This is a genomic window from Halobacillus sp. B23F22_1 (genome assembly GCF_043497005.1).
GTDB lineage: Bacteria > Bacillota > Bacilli > Bacillales > Halobacillaceae > Halobacillus_A.
Genome location: NZ_JBIEKE010000001.1, coordinates 1,345,108 through 1,362,737 on the forward strand (window position 1 = coordinate 1,345,108; position 17,630 = coordinate 1,362,737).

The 17,630-nt window shown below is 40.5% G+C and carries 18 protein-coding genes; all 18 read left to right on the forward strand.

Annotated features, from left to right (window positions below; translation table 11 throughout):
* The first annotated feature begins 30 nt into the window (after window positions 1-30).
* The 18 genes from ACGTNH_RS06765 (at window position 31) to hisH (ending at window position 17,628) form a co-directional block, all read left to right on the forward strand.
* The gene (locus tag ACGTNH_RS06765) at window positions 31-1,056 is read left to right on the forward strand and encodes a DUF4097 family beta strand repeat-containing protein (RefSeq protein ID WP_394585897.1); all 1,026 of its coding nucleotides are present in this window, start codon (window positions 31-33) and stop codon (window positions 1,054-1,056) included.
* Window positions 1,057-1,081: 25 nt separating this feature from the next.
* The gene (locus tag ACGTNH_RS06770) at window positions 1,082-1,426 is read left to right on the forward strand and encodes a phage holin family protein (RefSeq protein ID WP_394585898.1); all 345 of its coding nucleotides are present in this window, start codon (window positions 1,082-1,084) and stop codon (window positions 1,424-1,426) included.
* Window positions 1,427-1,535: 109 nt separating this feature from the next.
* The gene (gene hprK / locus ACGTNH_RS06775) at window positions 1,536-2,471 is read left to right on the forward strand and encodes an HPr(Ser) kinase/phosphatase (protein ID WP_394585899.1); all 936 of its coding nucleotides are present in this window, start codon (window positions 1,536-1,538) and stop codon (window positions 2,469-2,471) included.
* A 13-nt stretch (window positions 2,472-2,484) separates the two neighbouring features.
* Window positions 2,485-3,318 (forward strand): prolipoprotein diacylglyceryl transferase, encoded by an 834-nt coding sequence (lgt, locus tag ACGTNH_RS06780; RefSeq protein WP_394585900.1) that lies wholly within the window; start codon window positions 2,485-2,487, stop codon window positions 3,316-3,318.
* A gap of 13 nt (window positions 3,319-3,331) precedes the next feature.
* Complete coding sequence (locus ACGTNH_RS06785; RefSeq protein WP_394585902.1) at window positions 3,332-4,276, forward strand: nucleoside recognition domain-containing protein; 945 nt, start codon at window positions 3,332-3,334, stop codon at window positions 4,274-4,276.
* Window positions 4,266-4,904, forward strand: coding sequence for a pyrophosphatase PpaX (gene ppaX, locus ACGTNH_RS06790; protein WP_394585903.1), 639 nt, complete (start codon window positions 4,266-4,268; stop codon window positions 4,902-4,904). Before ACGTNH_RS06785 ends, ppaX begins: the two co-directional genes overlap by 11 nt.
* Window positions 4,905-4,908: 4 nt before the next feature.
* Window positions 4,909-5,439 carry an acyltransferase gene (locus ACGTNH_RS06795; protein ID WP_394585904.1) on the forward strand — a complete coding sequence of 177 codons (531 nt, stop codon included), beginning with the start codon at window positions 4,909-4,911 and terminating at the stop codon, window positions 5,437-5,439.
* Complete coding sequence (locus ACGTNH_RS06800) at window positions 5,429-5,974, forward strand: glycerol-3-phosphate responsive antiterminator (protein ID WP_394585905.1); 546 nt, start codon at window positions 5,429-5,431, stop codon at window positions 5,972-5,974. Before ACGTNH_RS06795 ends, ACGTNH_RS06800 begins: the two co-directional genes overlap by 11 nt.
* A 124-nt stretch (window positions 5,975-6,098) precedes the next feature.
* The gene (locus ACGTNH_RS06805; RefSeq protein WP_394585906.1) at window positions 6,099-6,899 is read left to right on the forward strand and encodes an MIP/aquaporin family protein; all 801 of its coding nucleotides are present in this window, start codon (window positions 6,099-6,101) and stop codon (window positions 6,897-6,899) included.
* A 26-nt stretch (window positions 6,900-6,925) separates the two neighbouring features.
* Complete coding sequence (gene glpK / locus ACGTNH_RS06810) at window positions 6,926-8,425, forward strand: glycerol kinase GlpK (protein ID WP_394585907.1); 1,500 nt, start codon at window positions 6,926-6,928, stop codon at window positions 8,423-8,425.
* A 221-nt stretch (window positions 8,426-8,646) separates the two neighbouring features.
* A complete protein-coding gene (locus ACGTNH_RS06815) occupies window positions 8,647-10,311 on the forward strand; it encodes a glycerol-3-phosphate dehydrogenase/oxidase (RefSeq protein WP_394585908.1) in 1,665 nt (554 codons plus the stop codon).
* A gap of 89 nt (window positions 10,312-10,400) precedes the next feature.
* Window positions 10,401-11,222: a hypothetical protein gene (locus ACGTNH_RS06820; RefSeq protein WP_394585909.1), complete on the forward strand. Its 822-nt coding sequence runs from the start codon at window positions 10,401-10,403 to the stop codon at window positions 11,220-11,222.
* A gap of 142 nt (window positions 11,223-11,364) precedes the next feature.
* Window positions 11,365-13,041 carry an acyl-CoA dehydrogenase family protein gene (locus ACGTNH_RS06825; protein WP_394585910.1) on the forward strand — a complete coding sequence of 559 codons (1,677 nt, stop codon included), beginning with the start codon at window positions 11,365-11,367 and terminating at the stop codon, window positions 13,039-13,041.
* 280 nt (window positions 13,042-13,321) lie between these two features.
* The gene (locus ACGTNH_RS06830) at window positions 13,322-14,506 is read left to right on the forward strand and encodes an ATP phosphoribosyltransferase regulatory subunit (protein WP_394585911.1); all 1,185 of its coding nucleotides are present in this window, start codon (window positions 13,322-13,324) and stop codon (window positions 14,504-14,506) included.
* A complete protein-coding gene (hisG, locus tag ACGTNH_RS06835) occupies window positions 14,499-15,137 on the forward strand; it encodes an ATP phosphoribosyltransferase (protein ID WP_394585912.1) in 639 nt (212 codons plus the stop codon). Before ACGTNH_RS06830 ends, hisG begins: the two co-directional genes overlap by 8 nt.
* On the forward strand, window positions 15,134-16,408 hold the full coding sequence (hisD, locus tag ACGTNH_RS06840; RefSeq protein WP_394585913.1) for a histidinol dehydrogenase: 1,275 nt from the start codon (window positions 15,134-15,136) through the stop codon (window positions 16,406-16,408). The genes hisG and hisD overlap by 4 nt, the downstream gene beginning before the upstream one ends.
* On the forward strand, window positions 16,405-16,998 hold the full coding sequence (hisB, locus tag ACGTNH_RS06845; protein ID WP_394585914.1) for an imidazoleglycerol-phosphate dehydratase HisB: 594 nt from the start codon (window positions 16,405-16,407) through the stop codon (window positions 16,996-16,998). The genes hisD and hisB overlap by 4 nt, the downstream gene beginning before the upstream one ends.
* Complete coding sequence (gene hisH / locus ACGTNH_RS06850) at window positions 16,999-17,628, forward strand: imidazole glycerol phosphate synthase subunit HisH (RefSeq protein WP_394585915.1); 630 nt, start codon at window positions 16,999-17,001, stop codon at window positions 17,626-17,628.
* Window positions 17,629-17,630: the final 2 nt, after the last annotated feature.

A 17,630-nucleotide genomic window follows, 5' to 3' on the forward strand; every position in this document is an offset into this window, starting at 1 on the left:
GAATAACAAAGATAAAGGAGCGATTCGTTTATGAGCGAAGAAAGAATGAAAATACTTAAAATGATTGAGACCGGAACGATATCTGCAGAAGAAGGAGAGAAACTTCTTAAAGCAGTTGAATATTCTAAAGGTGAAGAGGATAAATCAGCAGGGAAGAAATACGGGTTTAAAGACTTCGTTGGTGAAGCTTTAGAAAAAATTAAAAACGCTGACTTTGATCTTTCATTTGGTGAAGCCGTTGAATTTCAATACCACCTTGAGACGTCAGGTGAACCTTTTCATGATTTAGATATTTCTATTGCAAATGGTTCTTTGCATTTGGAGCCCTGGTCAGAGAGTTATGCTCAAGCAGAGTGTCATGTCAAAGTGTACCAGGCAACGAATGAAAAGGAGGCTAAAGAACAATTTTTAGCTGATGGTCAGTTTGATGTGACAAATAATATTTTACGTTTTGCAAATCCATCGAAGAAAATTAAAACGTTTGTCAAACTGTATCTGCCTCAAAAACGTTATGAATTTATCAAAACAAAATTATCCAATGGAACGATTACCTCTCATGACATTCAGTCAGATCACTTTCATTTGAAAACCACTAATGGTTCTTTACGAGTGAAAAGATCCAAAGGTGAATCATGTAAGCTGGAAACGGGTAACGGCTCCGTAACGATTACTGAAAGTGAGTTTGATTTTTGCGAAGCTGACACGATCAATGGCTCAGTTAAACTCGACGGTAAATTTGGCAAAGCGGATGCTTCAGCAGTCACTGGAAGTATTACAGTCAATAATGATGGAGAAGCCGCTCACACCGGTTTCTTTAAAACGACAACGGGCCAGATAAATGTCAGTCTGCCAGAGAATAAGAGAATTGATGGAAAGATCAGCACGTCCATGGGAAGTCTGCATTGTGATATAGAAAACTATAAAATTCTCAGTAATAAAAAAGAAGTGATCAGTAAAGAGCTTGTGTTTGAAGCTCGTGATCATTTTGAACAGGTGTATCATTTTGAAGCAGATACGAAAACAGGATCTGTGACAGTAAAAGATACGACAACCTGATTTACTGGAAAAGGAAGGGATTCTGTTGAAAAATTGGTTGCTCCATATATTGGTCAACGCAGTTGCGATTATCTTTGTAAGTTTTGTTTTTGCCTCTGTAGAAATTGAGGGATTCGGCGGAGCACTCATTGCGGCCTTAATCTTATCGATTTTAAACGCTATTGTACGGCCGATATTAGTACTTTTAACTTTACCGATTACAGTAATAACGCTAGGGTTATTTTTGCTCGTCGTTAATGCAATTACCTTAGCCATGACAGATGGTTTGTTAGGCTCAATGTTTGAAATTGATGGGTTTGGAATGACCATCTTAGCAGCGTTGGTAATTTCTTTTATTAACCTGTTGTTAAACAAAATGATAAAAGATTAAAGAAGCCCTGCAGGAGATCCAAACCCTGCAGGATTTTTTCTGTCCAAGATTTTATTAAAACGTGCTACAATAAGGGACAGTGAAGTTACGATTTCGAGGAGGTTTTACCATGAGCAAGGTAAGAACAGAGCATTTGTTGGAACGGTTCGAACTGGAATTAGTAGCAGGTGAAGATGGGGTGCATCGTGAAATACATATGAGCGATATTTCTCGCCCGGGTGTTGAAATGACGGGGTACTTCAAATTTTACCCTAAAGATCGCCTGCAATTGCTTGGAAAGACAGAACTATCCTATTTTAATGAGCTGACTCATGAACAAAGGAAACATCGGGCTGAACAGTTATGCACGGATATCACTCCAGGAATAGTAATTACGAGGGGAATGGATATTCCTGAAGAGCTAGCTGTTGCTGCAAAAGAGGCAGCTGTTCCTCTCATGCGCTCTCCTTATAAGACTACACGCGTCATTAGTCGTTTAACAAACTTCTTAGAATCGAAGTTTGCGCCTTTTACAGCGATTCATGGAGTGTTAGTTGATATTTATGGTATAGGCGTGCTCATTACAGGTCAAAGTGGTGTAGGTAAGAGTGAAACGGCGTTAGAGCTTGTAAAAAGGGGACACCGACTTGTCGCAGATGATAGCGTTGAAATTCGACAAGAAGATTATGATACGTTGATTGGAAACAGCCCCCCGCTGATTGAACACTTACTTGAGATCCGCGGATTAGGGATTATCAATGTAATGACCTTATTTGGCGCAGGGGCAGTAAGAAGTTTCAAGCGAATTACCTTAGTGATTAACCTTGAAATATGGGATAAGACGAAACAATACGATCGATTGGGCTTAGAAGAGGAAACGATGAGAATTATGGATGCTGAGATTCCCAAGGCCACCATACCTGTACGTCCAGGGCGTAACTTAGCAGTAATTATAGAAGTAGCTGCTATGAACTTCCGATTAAAACGAATGGGCGTAAATGCAGCTGAAGAGTTTTCAGAACGGTTGACAAAAGTGATCGATGAAGATCAAACAATAGAAGAGTAAGGAGAGAGTTAACTTGGCTTGTACACCTGAATCGCTGGATCGAGTCTTATTACAGCTGGGCCCTCTATCTATCTACTGGTACGGCGTTATCATCGCCACAGGAGCATTTTTGGGCCTGCTGATTGCAACTAGAGAAACAGAAAGGCTCGGTCTTAAGAAAGATTACATGGTTGATATCGTCGTATACGCAATTCCTATCGCTATTTTGTGTGCCAGGCTTTACTACGTCATATTTGAGTGGGATCGATATGTAGGAGAGCCATGGTGGAAGGTTTTTGCTATATGGGAGGGCGGTATTGCCATTCACGGAGCATTAATTGGTTCATTCCTCACCGCTTATTTCTACACGAAGGTTAAAGGGCTGTCTTTTTGGATGATTGCTGATATAGCAGCACCTAGTATTATTCTAGGTCAGGCTATTGGACGATGGGGCAACTTTATGAACCAGGAAGCTCACGGCGGACCTGTATCTGAATCATTTTATAATAATTATATGCAGTACCTGCCCAATTTTATTAACCAGCAAATGTGTATAGACGGGACGGTATATCACCCAACCTTTTTATACGAATCATTGTGGAACATTTTAGGATTCTTTTTATTACTCGTTCTGCGTCATAAATTCAACCCTAGGCGTGGAGAAGTATTCCTAAGCTATATTATTTGGTATTCGATAGGCCGTTTCTATGTAGAAGGATTACGAACGGACAGCTTATATTTATTTGGTGAAATACGTACAGCCCAATTCATTTCTATATTACTCATCGTAGTGGCCGTCGCAGTCATGATTTATCGCAGAAAAGTTGGATTGGCTAATAAATATTATAACGGCAAAAAAGTGAAGTAAGGAGGGATCAAGTATGCAGTCTATTTTTATTGAAGGACTGAAAAAGGGGATGCAATTAACCTGGACACTGGGTAAGGTCATCTTCCCAGTTACGTTAATTGTAACCATCCTTCAGTTCACTCCCGTATTACCCTGGGTGATGAAACAGCTAGAGCCAGTTATGGGACTGCTTGGTCTTTCCGGGGAGGCAGCCGTTCCTTTAGTACTTGGCAACTTTTTAAACTTGTACGCTGGAATTGCTGCTATTATCTCTTTCGATTTTACAGTTAAAGAAGTATTTATTTTAGCGGTAATGTTATCGTTTTCTCACAACCTTATTATTGAATCAACAGTTGCTAAAAAAGTTGGAGTAAGCTGGTGGCTTGTTATTGGTGTTCGCATTGGTTTAGCTTTCCTATCCGCGCTTTTTATTAACTTAGCGTGGAGCGGGGGACAGGAGCAGGCGAAATATGGATTTGCACCTGAACGACAAACTGTACCAGAAGGCTGGGTGGAAATTATATCGCAAGGCTTGCAAACTGCTGCCATGGGAATTATTCAGCTGGCTTTGATCGTAATTCCGTTGATGGTGGCTATGCAGTACCTAAGAGAAAAAGGCTGGCTTGACCGCTTTTCGGAATGGCTTGCCCCAGCTACACGTTTTCTCGGAATGGAGCGCAACACCTCCATGACATTAGCTGCAGGCCTGACCATTGGCCTTGCTTATGGAGCAGGTTTAATGATTCAAGCAGTGGAAGAAGATGGAGTTTCAAAAAAGGATATGTTTCTTGCTATGATCTTCTTAGTATCTTGTCATGCCGTAGTAGAAGATACATTAATCTTTATTCCATTAGGGATTCCTATTTGGCCATTACTTGCTATTCGTTTACTTACAGCTATTTTATTAACAGCTGCAGTCGGATTCGTCTGGAATAGAGCGCAGCGAGAGAAGAGGAGAAGCTTAAGTCATGAGTATTAAAACAATTTTGTTTGATTTGGATGGTACGTTAATTGACACGAATGAATTGATTATTGCTTCCTTTACTCATACAGTGAAGCAATATGCCGCCCGTCCATATACGCGAGAAGAGATTTTAAATTTTATAGGCCCTCCTTTACGTGACAGCTTAGCAAAAGTAAATGCGGGTCAAGTGGAGGCCATGGTTACTACTTACCGCGAGCATAACGTCGCCAACCACGATCAATTTGTCACTGCCTATGATGGAGTGGTAAATACAATAAAGGAACTAAAGTCGGAAGGATATCGATTAGGTATTGTAACAACTAAAATGCGCCATACTGTACAGATGGGACTGGAATTAACAGGTCTCGACGGTTTATTTGAAGTGGTCGTCACACTTGATGACGTAAAGCATGCCAAGCCTGATCCTGAACCGGTGTTAAAGGCTATGAATCAATTAAACGGGCTTCCAGAACAAACTCTTATGGTCGGCGATAATACGCATGACATTGAAGGTGGTAAAAACGCAGGAACGCTTACTGCTGGAGTAGCCTGGACGATTAAAGGACGAGAAGTTTTAGAAGAACTTGAACCGGATTTTATGCTCTCTCATATGAACGACCTGCTTGATATTGTAGGAGGATAACTCAATGCGGCGGACAAAACGATACCACGTGCATGGTGCAAATTCTCTCTGGCATATTTATAAAACGGTACCTTTCTTAAAAGTGGTCAAAAATTTCATTGTCATTCAATTAGCGAGGTACACTCCATTTTTACAAGTGAAAAATGGAATGTACCGTCGTTTTTTAGGAATGAAGGTGGGAGATCAAACCGCATTTGCCCTAATGGTAATGGTAGATATTATGTTTCCTGAAAAAATTTCAGTAGGGCGTAATTCGGTGATAGGTTATAACACCACCATTCTTGCTCACGAATATTTGATTCGTGAATATCGTCTAGGTAAAGTAGAAATCGGCAGCGAAGTATTAATTGGTGCGAATTCGACTATTTTACCTGGAGTGAAAATTGGGGATGGCGCTGTTATTTCTGCAGGAACACTCGTCCATAAAGATGTACCACCAGGCACATTCGTAGGAGGAAACCCTATGAATTTAATTTACACGAAAGAAGAAATGGAAAAACGAATGAAGAAGGAGGGTGAAGTTAGTGAGTCTTAATCAAACGGTACTGCCTGCCGTCAAAAATATGAAAGATTTTGAAAAACTACTTCAAACCTCTACTGAATATATTATTATCTTAGAAAGTCGGCTGGGTCTGCTTCATAAAGTCGTTCGTGCAGGACAAAAGGCTGGGAAAAAAGTGTGGGTGCACGTAGATTTAATACAAGGTTTAAAGGCGGATGACTATGGTATGGAGTTTCTTGGAAGAGTAGTAAAGCCAGATGGAGTCATATCAACGCGTTCCCATGTCATTCAACAAGCTAAGAAGTATAAGCTTACTTCAGTGCAGAGGTTATTTCTTATTGACAGTCAAGCTGTGGAGCACAATGTTTCGATTATAAAAAAAGTAAAGCCGGATTACGTTGAAGTTTTGCCTGGAATTGTTCCGGGAATGATAAAAGAGATTAAGGATCAAATTGGAGTTCCAGTTATTGCAGGCGGATTAATTCGAACGGAAATAGAAACGAAAGAGGCTATACAATCAGGTGCTTCTGCAGTATCTACATCACGGGCAGAGCTTTGGAATTTTTAATAATATAAGAAAGGCTAATATGAATCGTTCGTGAGAAATTCAAGATCCACACAAATAAAAGTAGCAACGTGCTATTTTAACTTGTGTGTTTTTTATTGAGTATGCCAGAAAGGGGATATATAACATGACAGAGTTCATGGGTGAGTTAATTGGGACGATGATTCTTATTATCCTCGGTGGCGGTGTTATTGCTGGAGCAAATTTAAAGCATACAAAAGCTGACGGGAACTGGGTATTAATCACGATTGCCTGGGGACTGGCGGTGGCTATGGGTGTGTATGCAGTAGGAGATGTTACAGGAGCACACATTAATCCAGCTGTTACCCTTGGATTGGCAACTGTTGGAGATTTCGAATGGGCAAAGGTACCTATGTATATTGCTGCGCAAATGACTGGAGCATTTGTTGGTGCGGTAATTGTGTTTTTTCATTACCTGCCTCACTGGGCTGGAACGGAGGATCCGATGGCGAAATTGTCTATTTTCTCCACTGACCCTGCCATTGATAGTCCCGTATCAAATTTAGTAAGTGAAATAGTAGGCACTTTTATACTAGTAATGGGTATTTTATTTATTGGAGCTAACGAATTCACAGATGGTCTTAATCCTTTAATTGTCGGATTGCTCATTGTCGCCATTGGTATGTCACTTGGTTCAACGACGGGGTATGCGATAAACCCTGCCCGGGACCTGGGGCCTCGAATAGCACATGCTATTTTACCTATCCCTGGAAAAGGAGATTCCAACTGGGGTTATTCATGGATTCCTGTGTTAGGCCCCGTTATTGGCGGAGTGTATGGGGGGTTATTTTACCAAGCTGTTTTCGAAGCAGCTCCAAATCTTCCATTTTGGATCATGACGGTTATCATTGCTGCAATTTTACTAACATCAATGAAGATTGAATTAAGTAAAGAACAAAGCGCGTAATAAATATAGTTGAGGAGGACGTAATTATGGAAAAATATATCTTATCGATTGACCAGGGAACAACGAGTTCTCGAGCTATTCTATTTGATCATGAAGGAGCTATTATAGAAACAGCCCAAAAAGAATTTGAACAGTACTTTCCTAAACCAGGCTGGGTAGAGCATGACGCTAATGAAATTTGGACTTCAGTGTTAGGTTGTATAGCCGATGTACTTATGCGTGCTGACGTAGAAGCAGACCAAATCGAAGGAATTGGAATAACGAACCAAAGAGAAACAACCGTGGTTTGGGATCGACACACTGGGAAACCTATTTATAAAGCGATCGTTTGGCAGTCACGCCAAACTCAATCTATTTGTAATCAGCTTCGTGAACAGGGATATAACGATACCTTCCGTGATAAAACAGGGCTGCTGCTTGATCCTTATTTTGCTGGAACTAAAGTGAAATGGATTCTAGACAATGTAGATGGTGCAAAGGAGAAAGCGGACAAAGGCGATCTCATGTTTGGAACTATCGATACGTGGCTTGTTTATAAGTTAACAGGCAAAAAGAAGCATGTTACGGATTATTCGAATGCCTCAAGAACCTTAATGTATAACATTTATGATTTAAAATGGGACAAAGAACTGCTGGACATTTTAGGAGTTCCTGAAAGTATGCTGCCAGAAGTGAAGCCCTCTTCTGAAGTTTATGGGCATACCGTTGATTATCATTTCTTCGGAAGTCAAATTCCGATTGCAGGGATTGCAGGAGACCAGCAGGCTGCATTGTTCGGTCAGGCTTGTTTTGAAAAAGGAATGGCAAAGAACACTTATGGCACCGGAGGCTTTATGCTCATGAACACCGGGGAAGAAGCGGTTCGTTCTGATAACGGATTATTGACTACTCTTGCATGGGGAGTTGACGGTAAAGTTGAGTATGCTCTGGAAGGGAGCATTTTCGTGTCCGGTTCAGCGATTCAATGGCTCCGCGATGGATTGAAGATGATTGAGTCTTCCGCCGAGAGTGAAGAAATTGCTAGTCAAGTAGATACGACCGAAGGCGTTTATGTGGTACCCGCCTTTGTAGGCTTAGGTACACCATATTGGGATAGTGAAGCCCGGGGCGCCGTCTTCGGATTAACAAGAGGAACAAAAAAAGCTCATTTTATTCGAGCGACATTAGAATCCCTCGCATATCAAGCGAAGGATGTTGTTGATGCTATGGTTGAGGATTCTGGATTAGAATTAAAAAAGCTTCGTGTTGACGGCGGAGCAGTTAAGAACAACTTGCTTATGCAGTTCCAGAGTGATTTATTAAATACTTCAGTAGAACGCCCACGAGTCAATGAAACTACAGCATTAGGCGCAGCTTACCTCGCTGGCTTAGCCGTTGGTTTTTGGAATGACCGAGAAGAAATTGCAAAACAATGGAAACTAGACAAGGAATTTGATCCTGAAATGAATGAAGAAGAGAGCAACAAGCTTTACAAAGGGTGGCAGAAAGCAGTAGAGGCTACAAAAGTATTTAAAAACGATTCTTAACTATGGATTTTGAAAATATGGTTTGATATACTAAAGATAAGTTAATAGATTTAGGTCGGAGATGAGGAGAGACCACGATGCTTTGTAATTGACGTTGCAAAGATGTTCGTGGTCTCTTTTTTTCGTTTAATGCTCATTCTTACACATAAACAATGTATGAATAGGGAATAAAGTTATCAGACGCCCTAAATAAAACCGATTGAATAAAAAGGAGAGGTAACATGAAGACATTTTCTAACTACAACCGGAACGAACAATTCAATAAGCTCGCCCAAGAAGACTGGGACGTGCTTGTGATCGGTGGCGGAATAACGGGCTCAGGAATTGCTCTTGATGCTGCAAGCCGTGGAATGAAAACTGCTGTTGTTGAAATGCAGGATTATGCGTCAGGCACATCCAGTCGATCGACTAAGCTTGTTCATGGCGGATTAAGATATTTAAAACAATTTGAAGTTAAAATGGTAGCTGAAGTAGGAAAAGAGCGAGAAATTGTGTACGAGAATGGGCCACACGTTACGACACCTGAGTATATGATGCTCCCTTTTCACGAAGGAGGTAACTTCGGACCATTTACGACGAGTCTTGGACTTAGAGTCTATGATTATCTGGCTGGCGTCAAAAAGAAAGAAAGACGTACCATGCTTAGTGCTAAAGAAACGATCGATCGTGAGCCATTAGTGAAGAAAGAAGGACTGAAAGGCTCAGGAATTTACGTTGAATATAAAACAGATGACGCCCGTTTAACTTTAGAAGTTATGAAAAAAGCCGTAGAACATGGTGCGGCTTCACTTAATTATGCAAAAGTAAAAGACTTTATTTATAATGATTTAGGAAAAGTTGAAGGAGCTGTCGTAGAAGATACAGTCAGTGGGGAAACGTATAAAGTTAATGCTAAACGCGTTGTAAACGCAGGAGGTCCGTGGGTGGATGAACTTCGTGAAATCGATGGATCTAAAAAAGGGAAAACCCTGCAGTTAACCAAAGGGGTCCACCTTGTTTTTGATCAATCCGTTTTCCCATTACAACAGGCGGTTTACTTTGATACTCCAGATGGACGAATGATTTTTGCTATTCCTCGCGACGGCAAAACTTATGTTGGGACGACAGATACACCTTATGAGGAAGAAATTGCTCATCCTACAATGACTACAGTAGATCGTGATTATATTTTAGATGCGATTTATATGATGTTTCCATCTGTAGACGTAACAGCTGAGGATGTAGAATCCAGCTGGGCAGGGGTTCGTCCTCTCATCCATGAAGATGGTAAAGATCCATCAGAAATATCTCGTAAAGACGAAATATTTATATCTGATTCCGGTTTGATTTCCATGGCAGGTGGTAAGCTGACCGGGTATCGTAAAATGTCACAGACCGCTGTGGATCTCGTTCGAGATCAATTGGCTGAAGAGTATGGCATTCGTTATTCAGATTCAGAAACAAAGCATATGCCGATCTCAGGTGGGGAAGTAAAGGGTTCTGAAGGCTTCAAAGCTTTTAAAGATGAAAGAGTGAAAATTGGAGAATCTTTAGGTTTAACAAATGAAAAAGCGTCAGAGCTAGTGGATTTGTATGGAAAAAATGTCGATACACTTTACCAATTATTTAAAGATAACAAGACAGAAGCTGCTGCAGCACTTATTGATCGAGTTGTATTTGCTCAACTGAAAATGGGATTAGAATATGAAAACGTGTATAAACCTGTAGATTTCTTTGTTCGCCGTACAGCCGCTCTCTTCTTCAACATTTCTTACGTGCATGAGCACAAACAGTCAGTCATTGATTATATGGCTAAAGAATTGAAATGGACAGATGCGCAAAAATCATCGTACACCGAGGAAATGGATAAATTATTAAATGAAGCTGTTGAACCAGTAAAAGTTTAAATAATATGCTCTAAGCGAACTCCTTATTGAGGGGTTCGTTTTTTTGCGATACACTAAATATATCCATAATTTGTTAAGGTGGCTGAAAAATGGTTAGTGTACAGGAACTAATAAGAAAAGATGGAGTGAGACAGGTAATCACAGGAAGCATACTAATAGCTGTAATGCTTTTCTTTGTCGGGTCCATCTTTTTTATTGGATTTGAAGCTTTTTTATTTAATTCTATTTATAGTATTGCTTTTGGACTAGCGGGAATTGCAGTGTTTCGAAGTGGGTGGGAAGATTTAATTCTGGCAGATCGTTCTCTTGGCTTTATAAGAGACAAGAACGATGCTGCTTTTGAAAGATTTCCCGAACGTATGTATATTGGTCACCAAGCTGCATCAATTTTTCATGCATGTTTATATGATATGGATGGAGAAGTTTACACTGAAATTAAACAAAACCGCCACTTAGATATGAAAATATTTCGTCCGTTTATTTCTTTTTTTTCTAGCGGATCAATATTCCCAGTTTCCTATATTCTTAAAGATGAAGATGGAATGGACGCCTATAAAATTGTGAAAAAAGGAGGTTTTACTTGGAGAGGCTATGTTCAACGGCCAGACGGGCCTTACTTAGCTTATACAACCCAGGAGAAACTAAAAGGCACAGGGCGAAGCGTTTTTCAATACATTGAGGGCAGCAAAATGCGCTGGAAAGCAGAAGGAGATGCATTTATCGGTCATTTTGAGATTAGAGATCATCACGACCAATTGTGGGCAATCATTAAACGCGATGCGATTCCAACAGAAGCAGCCGAGCGTTTCGATCGTATGCCGGGTTATCTAGTCGAGTGGAAAAACCGTAAAAATGTACCCCAATCATTAATTGCCTTTCTCTTTTTACTTCAAACCAATACTAGTGTTTAGCGACTATGGCTCTTTTGCCATAGTTTTTTTATGTGGAAATTAACTTGACCTTTACATAAAGGTTAATGATAAGATTTAATTGTTAGAAAATTTAAATAAATACTGGTTCAATATCATACGCACCAGGCGTAGGAGGGATTAAATGAACTTTTACAAAGAAGACAATGATTTACAAGTTATGTTACGTGAAAAATTGGACCGTCAAATGTTTAACTGGGCAAATCAACAGCTTGAAATATTTGGCGGAATGTGTGCAGGGGAAATAGATCAGCGGGCGATCCATACTGATCGTGAAGGGCAGCCGAGACTCATCAAATACAATAAAATGGGAGAAGATATTTCAGAAGTTTGGGTGAATGAGGGCTATCAAAAAACGGTTGAAGAAACTTACCGAGAAGGAATTGTAGGATATTTACATAAGCCGATTCCTGAACTTAATAGAAAAGGGAATTACCTTTACTCATTCGCTCAAGGTTATTTGCTTTCTCAAGCTGAACCAGGATTTTACTGCCCCGTTACATTAACGATGGCAGCAGCTTATTTAATTGATCACTACGCTAGCGAAAAAATCAAAGAATCATATCTTCCTCACGTCACCGCTACAGGGGATTTAGAGCTTTATGAGGGAGCTACTTTTTTAACAGAACGGCAAGGGGGATCAGATGTAGGAGCGAATGAAGTGAAGGCTGTAGAAGAAAATGGAGCCTATCGTATTTACGGAGAAAAATATTTTGCGAGTAACGCAGGCATGTGCGGTGTGGCGATGGTTCTGGCTCGATTAGAGGGTGCAAACCAAGGTACAAAAGGATTGAGTTTATTTTTAGTGCCCTGGCGGACAGAAGATGGCGAATTAAACAAGATCTCTATTAGGCGATTAAAAGATAAGTTAGGGGTCAGAGCCGTGCCGTCAGCAGAGGTTGAGTTCGATGGAGCAATGGGGCATTTAATTGGAGAAGCGGAAAACGGTTTTTATTATATGATGGAAGCCTTAAATCTCTCCAGGGTTTGTAATGCAGTGGCTTCTATAGGAATTATGCGTCGGGCGTATTTGGAAGCAAAGTCTTATGCAATTGAACGAAAAGCCTTTGGTCATTCTCTTATCCATTATCCTATGGTGAAAGATACTTTAGTTCGCATGCGAGCCAAACAGGAAGTAGAGACAAGTGCCGTATTTAAAATGATTGAAACCTTTGATCGTGTGGCCCGTATGCCATCACAAGTAAGTAAGAAAGATCAAGTCTTATTACGACTTCTTATAGCGATTTTAAAGAAGGAGACTGCGGATCAATCGATACATTTTGCCCATGAATCGATTGAAATGCATGGGGGCAATGGGTATATAGAAGACTTTGTGACTCCGAGGCTGTTGCGCGACGCCCAAGTGTTAACCGTCTGGGAAGGGACCTCCAACATTTTGGGCCTTGAAGTGATCCGCCTGCTTACAAAGTATAATGCCCATACTCTATTCTGCACGCAGCTCGAAAGTGATTTAGATAAAATAAGTATTCTGCCTGAAGAGAAACAGGTGGTACAAAAATCATTAGACGAGACGAAAGGTTTTATAGACAAAGTGCTCACTCTTTCTCAAGATAAGCAAACTTTCTACAGTAAAACAATAGCTAAAAAGCTTGCAGATCTTTATGAAGGGGTGCATGCCTTAGCTAGAGCTTCTGAAAACCAACGAAAAAGAATGGTGGCGGAAGTCTATATAGCTCATACGTTCCCTAATGAAACGAGAATAGATGATCCTGTCTCATTAAAATATGTAGAAGAAGTGTTAGACATTTCACTGGTTGATTCTCCAAAACAAACGGAGTAAAGCAATACTCTGGTTCGAAGATCTTTTCTGTTAGCACATTATTTTTTGAGCGATGGTGAAATTCTTTACAGACTCCAAAATAATTCTTTTTGAAGAACAGCCGGGAATGGGAAGTGGTGGGACTCATCGTTTTGGCCGACTCTTTCCCGGATGAAAAAGTTCCACGAGTTTTTGTTATTATAAATAGGGAAGAATAATTTTATAACGTTGACGGTTAGACTTCAACATGTTAGCATATTAGCAGACTAAAGGATTTCGGAGAGAAGGGACGGATTCTACCATGGCAAAACGGCTTATGTTTGAAAAACCACTAGGAATGCGCGATACGCTTCCTTTTTTTTATAACCAAAAATCAAAAGCTCGAGAACAACTAAAAACCTCTATCTTATCTTACGGCTATTCTTTTATGGATACACCTTTTCTTGAATACCATGAAACAGTAGGAAAAGTTAGCGCTACAAAAGAACAACGGTTGTTTAAATTATTGGATCAGCAGGGGCATACGCTTGTTCTTCGTCCTGATATGACCGCACCGATTGCCAGGGTTGCAGCTTCTCAACTGAAGGATGCAGAATATCCGTTACGCTTAGCATATGACGGACCGGTATTTCGAGCTCAGCAAGCTGAAGGGGGAAAGCCTGCTCAGTTTGAACAAGTAGGTACTGAGTTAATAGGTGATCATTCTTCATATGGAGATGCAGAAGTAATTGCTCTTCTTGTTGACTCTTTAAAACAAACAGGATTAGACAATTTTGTCATTACGATTGGGCACATAGGTTATGTAAAAGCATTTTTTAAAGATTTACTTGGGGATGATGAAGAAACAAAAGAACAGCTACTGGAATATTTATATCGAAAAAATTATGTAGGTTTTCGAGAAGAAGTGAAACAGCTGGCACTTAATCAAGATAAACGAAAAGCTTTACTTTCATTACTGGACCTCCGCGGAGGAGAAGAGGTATTCACAGCCAGTAAATCCTTGGCGCGTAACCAAGTATGTATGCAGGCAGTAAATGAGTTGAAACAGCTTTATAAGCTCCTTAGTAATTATGGGGTGGAAAAATACATTCGTTTTGATTTAAATTTGATCAGCCATATGAATTATTATACTGGAATTTTATTTGAGGGGTACGCACCTAATCTTGGTGCACTACTATGTAACGGTGGTAGGTATGACAAATTACTCCCATCTTTTCAGTTGAATGCTTCAGCTACTGGGTTTGCGATTCACTTAGAACGACTGGTGGAGGCACTGAGTGATCTTTCAAACGGAGAAAATCGAATGGGAATTATTGTTGATGAAGAAACACATGCACAAGGAATAAAGAGAGCAAGTGAACTAAGACAGCAGGGCTTCCACGTCCTATTGCAGCATGTTGATCAAATTCCTGATATTAAAGCATTTAAAGATCAGTTAAAAGAATTTGAAGATCTTACTTCTAAAGGGGGGGAAGGGAATGAGTAAACCTCTAATAATAGCTATGCCCAAAGGTCGTATTTATGAAGAAGCTGCTGAATTGATGCAGCAGGCGGGTTATAACTTATCTGCAGATGCAGAGGAATCTAGAAAGCTTATTCTTGAGTTTCCAGAGCAGAACATTCAAGTGATGATGGCAAAGCCAATGGATGTAGTTACTTATGTTGAATATGGCGCGGCGGATATCGGAATAGCTGGGAAAGATGTGCTTTTAGAACAAGATCGGGACGTGTATGAAGTCCTAGATTTAAAAATCAGTCCTTGTTACGTAGCTGTTGCTGGACTTCCCAATCAGCCACTTAGCCGTATTGCACCTAAGATTGCAACAAAATACCCTAAGATCGCTTCTGATTATTTCCGTGAACAGGGAGAGCAAATTGAAATTATCCCTCTAAATGGATCGATTGAACTGGCCCCAATTATCGGACTAACCGATCGAATTGTTGATATTGTCTCTACTGGAAGGACGTTAAAAGAAAATGGACTTGTAGAATATGAAAAGATAACAGACATAACTTCAAGACTTATTGTTAATCCAGTGAGTTACCGTCTTAAAGGAAAAGAAATTGACGAAATGGTTGATGGACTTAGTAAAGCTGTGGAGGCAGAAAGTGTATGAAAATCATTCAAAGAAATGAGGTAACCAATTTAAAACGCACGCTTGATCAAGGTACTGAGGAACAACGTGAATCAGTAAAAAAAATCATTCAAGAAGTGCGGACAGAGGGAAACACAGCCGTTAAAAGATTTACTGAATTATTTGACGGTGTTTCACTCGATCAGTGGCAGATTACAGAGGATGAGATTGACGAAGCTTATGAATCGGTAGACGGAGAATTTGTGAAAATATTAGGCGAGGCCGCTGCAAATATTCGTGAATTTCATGAAAAGCAACAATCCAATTCATGGTTTCATACTTCTAATGACGGCTCAATCCTGGGGCAGAAAATTACCCCTGTGGATGCCGCCGGAATATATGTCCCTGGGGGGACGGCAGCCTATCCTTCTTCTGTATTCATGAATGTTATTCCGGCTCAAGTTGCTGGTGTGGAACGTATCGTCATGGTTACTCCCCCAGGAACAGATGGCAGAGTGCCGGCTGGTGTTTTAGTTTCTGCCAGACTTCTAGGCGTTACGGAAATTTATAAAGTGGGAGGCGCACAGGCCATTGCTGCTCTTGCTTATGGAACAGAATCCCTGACTGCCGTAGATAAAATTACTGGACCAGGTAATGTATTTGTAGCACTGGCTAAACGTGAAGTTTATGGTGATGTAGATATAGATATGATTGCAGGACCAAGTGAAATTGCGGTCTTAGCTGATGATACAGCGCGAGGAGAAGAAGTAGCAGCAGATTTACTGTCGCAAGCGGAACACGATGCTCGTTCTTCCAGTGTACTTGTGACAACAAGCGAAAAGCTGGCCAAAGATGTGCAACAGGCTGTCTTCACACAGATGGAAACTTTGCCCCGCTATGAAATAGCTAAGTCCAGCATTGAAGATTATGGGGCGATCGTTTTATGCCATACTAAAGAAGAAGCGATTTCTACGATTAATGAAATTGCAGCAGAGCATTTGGAAATTGTAACAGAGAACCCATTTGAAGATATGGCAAAAGTAAAACATGCAGGAGCAATTTTCTTAGGACCATACAGCAGTGAACCCGTAGGAGATTACTTTGCTGGTCCAAACCATGTATTACCTACAAGCGGAACCGCTCGCTTTTCAAGTCCCTTATCGGTAGATGACTTTGTGAAAAAATCAAGTGTCATTTCTTACAGTGGCCAAGCCCTGCGGGAACACGGTGATAAAATAGCAAAATTTGCAAGACTTGAAGGGTTGGAGGCACACGCGAGAGCAATTGAAATCCGGAAAGGAAGATGGGAATGACAAATACCCGTAAGGCAAATCTAAGCAGAAAAACGAGAGAAACCGATATAGAGCTTGAGTTTGCAATTGATGGTGAAGGAAAATCAACCCTTGATGTGCAAGTTCCTTTTGTGTCTCATATGCTTGAACTTTTCACTAAGCATGGACTATTTGATTTAACAGTTAACGGTAAAGGTGATGTCGAAGTAGATGACCACCACCTTACAGAAGACATCGGCATAGTACTTGGCCAAGCATTAAGAGAAGCACTAGGTGATAAATATGGAATTAAACGCTACGGTTCCATGACTTTGCCTATGGATGAAACTCTTGTTACTGTAGCAGTTGATCTAAGTGACCGTCCCCATCTAGAATGGCGGGCTGAGCTTCCTAAAGGGCGGGTAGGTACATTTGATACGGAAAACGTTCACGAATTCTTCTGGAAACTGGCCGTTGAAGCTCGTATGAACTTACATATCGTACTGCATCATGGTCATAACACCCATCATATTATTGAAGCTATGTTTAAAGCTTTCGCAAGAGCATTAGATGAAGCAACCCAAGTAGATCCAAGAATTAAAGGAGTGCCTAGTACGAAAGGAAGTTTATAAATGATCGGTATCATTGACTATGGAATGGGGAATTTGTTTAGTGTTTCAAAAGCATTGGAGCGGATGGAAGTACCTTATACAATCGGAGAACGTCCGGAGGAAATCCTAAACTGCGATGGATATATTTTACCTGGAGTCGGTGCCTTCCCTGATGCGATGAAGGCTCTAAAAGAACATGGATTCATCGACTTTATTAAGCAGAAAGTTGATAATCAAGTTCCGATTTATGGGATTTGTTTAGGCATGCAGCTGTTATTTGAACAAAGTGAAGAAGGCGGACTAACAGATGGACTCGGTTTATTTCCTGGGAAAATAGTAAGATTTTCCGGTGAAGATGAAAAGGGACAAACATATAAGGTGCCGCACATGGGCTGGAATCAACTGGAGCTGCATGGAAAGAGCCATTCCCTGATGCAGAATGTCGGGGAAGAGTATGTTTATTTTGTACACTCTTATGTAGTAGATACAAAATCGGAAGATATTTTGTTTGCTACCGCAGACTATCATAAAACAGTACCCGCTATTGTTGGTAATAATAATCTAGTGGCGAGCCAGTTTCATCCTGAAAAAAGCGGACGTGCAGGTATTCAATTATTAGAAAATTTTTGTAAGAGAATGGTTAAACAGTGAGG

Excerpts from the sequence above, each read along its gene's own strand:
- ACGTNH_RS06765 (WP_394585897.1), top strand. The coding sequence starts at position 31 with ATGAGCGAAGAAAGAATGAAAATACTTAAAATGATTGAGACCGGAACG.
- hprK (WP_394585899.1), top strand. The coding sequence starts at position 1,536 with ATGAGCAAGGTAAGAACAGAGCATTTGTTGGAACGGTTCGAACTGGAA.
- ACGTNH_RS06785 (WP_394585902.1), top strand. The coding sequence starts at position 3,332 with ATGCAGTCTATTTTTATTGAAGGACTGAAAAAGGGGATGCAATTAACC.
- ppaX (WP_394585903.1), top strand. The coding sequence starts at position 4,266 with ATGAGTATTAAAACAATTTTGTTTGATTTGGATGGTACGTTAATTGAC.
- ACGTNH_RS06795 (WP_394585904.1), top strand. The coding sequence starts at position 4,909 with ATGCGGCGGACAAAACGATACCACGTGCATGGTGCAAATTCTCTCTGG.
- ACGTNH_RS06805 (WP_394585906.1), top strand. The coding sequence starts at position 6,099 with ATGACAGAGTTCATGGGTGAGTTAATTGGGACGATGATTCTTATTATC.
- glpK (WP_394585907.1), top strand. The coding sequence starts at position 6,926 with ATGGAAAAATATATCTTATCGATTGACCAGGGAACAACGAGTTCTCGA.
- ACGTNH_RS06815 (WP_394585908.1), top strand. The coding sequence starts at position 8,647 with ATGAAGACATTTTCTAACTACAACCGGAACGAACAATTCAATAAGCTC.
- ACGTNH_RS06820 (WP_394585909.1), top strand. The coding sequence starts at position 10,401 with ATGGTTAGTGTACAGGAACTAATAAGAAAAGATGGAGTGAGACAGGTA.
- ACGTNH_RS06825 (WP_394585910.1), top strand. The coding sequence starts at position 11,365 with ATGAACTTTTACAAAGAAGACAATGATTTACAAGTTATGTTACGTGAA.
- ACGTNH_RS06830 (WP_394585911.1), top strand. The coding sequence starts at position 13,322 with ATGGCAAAACGGCTTATGTTTGAAAAACCACTAGGAATGCGCGATACG.
- hisG (WP_394585912.1), top strand. The coding sequence starts at position 14,499 with ATGAGTAAACCTCTAATAATAGCTATGCCCAAAGGTCGTATTTATGAA.
- hisD (WP_394585913.1), top strand. The coding sequence starts at position 15,134 with ATGAAAATCATTCAAAGAAATGAGGTAACCAATTTAAAACGCACGCTT.
- hisB (WP_394585914.1), top strand. The coding sequence starts at position 16,405 with ATGACAAATACCCGTAAGGCAAATCTAAGCAGAAAAACGAGAGAAACC.
- hisH (WP_394585915.1), top strand. The coding sequence starts at position 16,999 with ATGATCGGTATCATTGACTATGGAATGGGGAATTTGTTTAGTGTTTCA.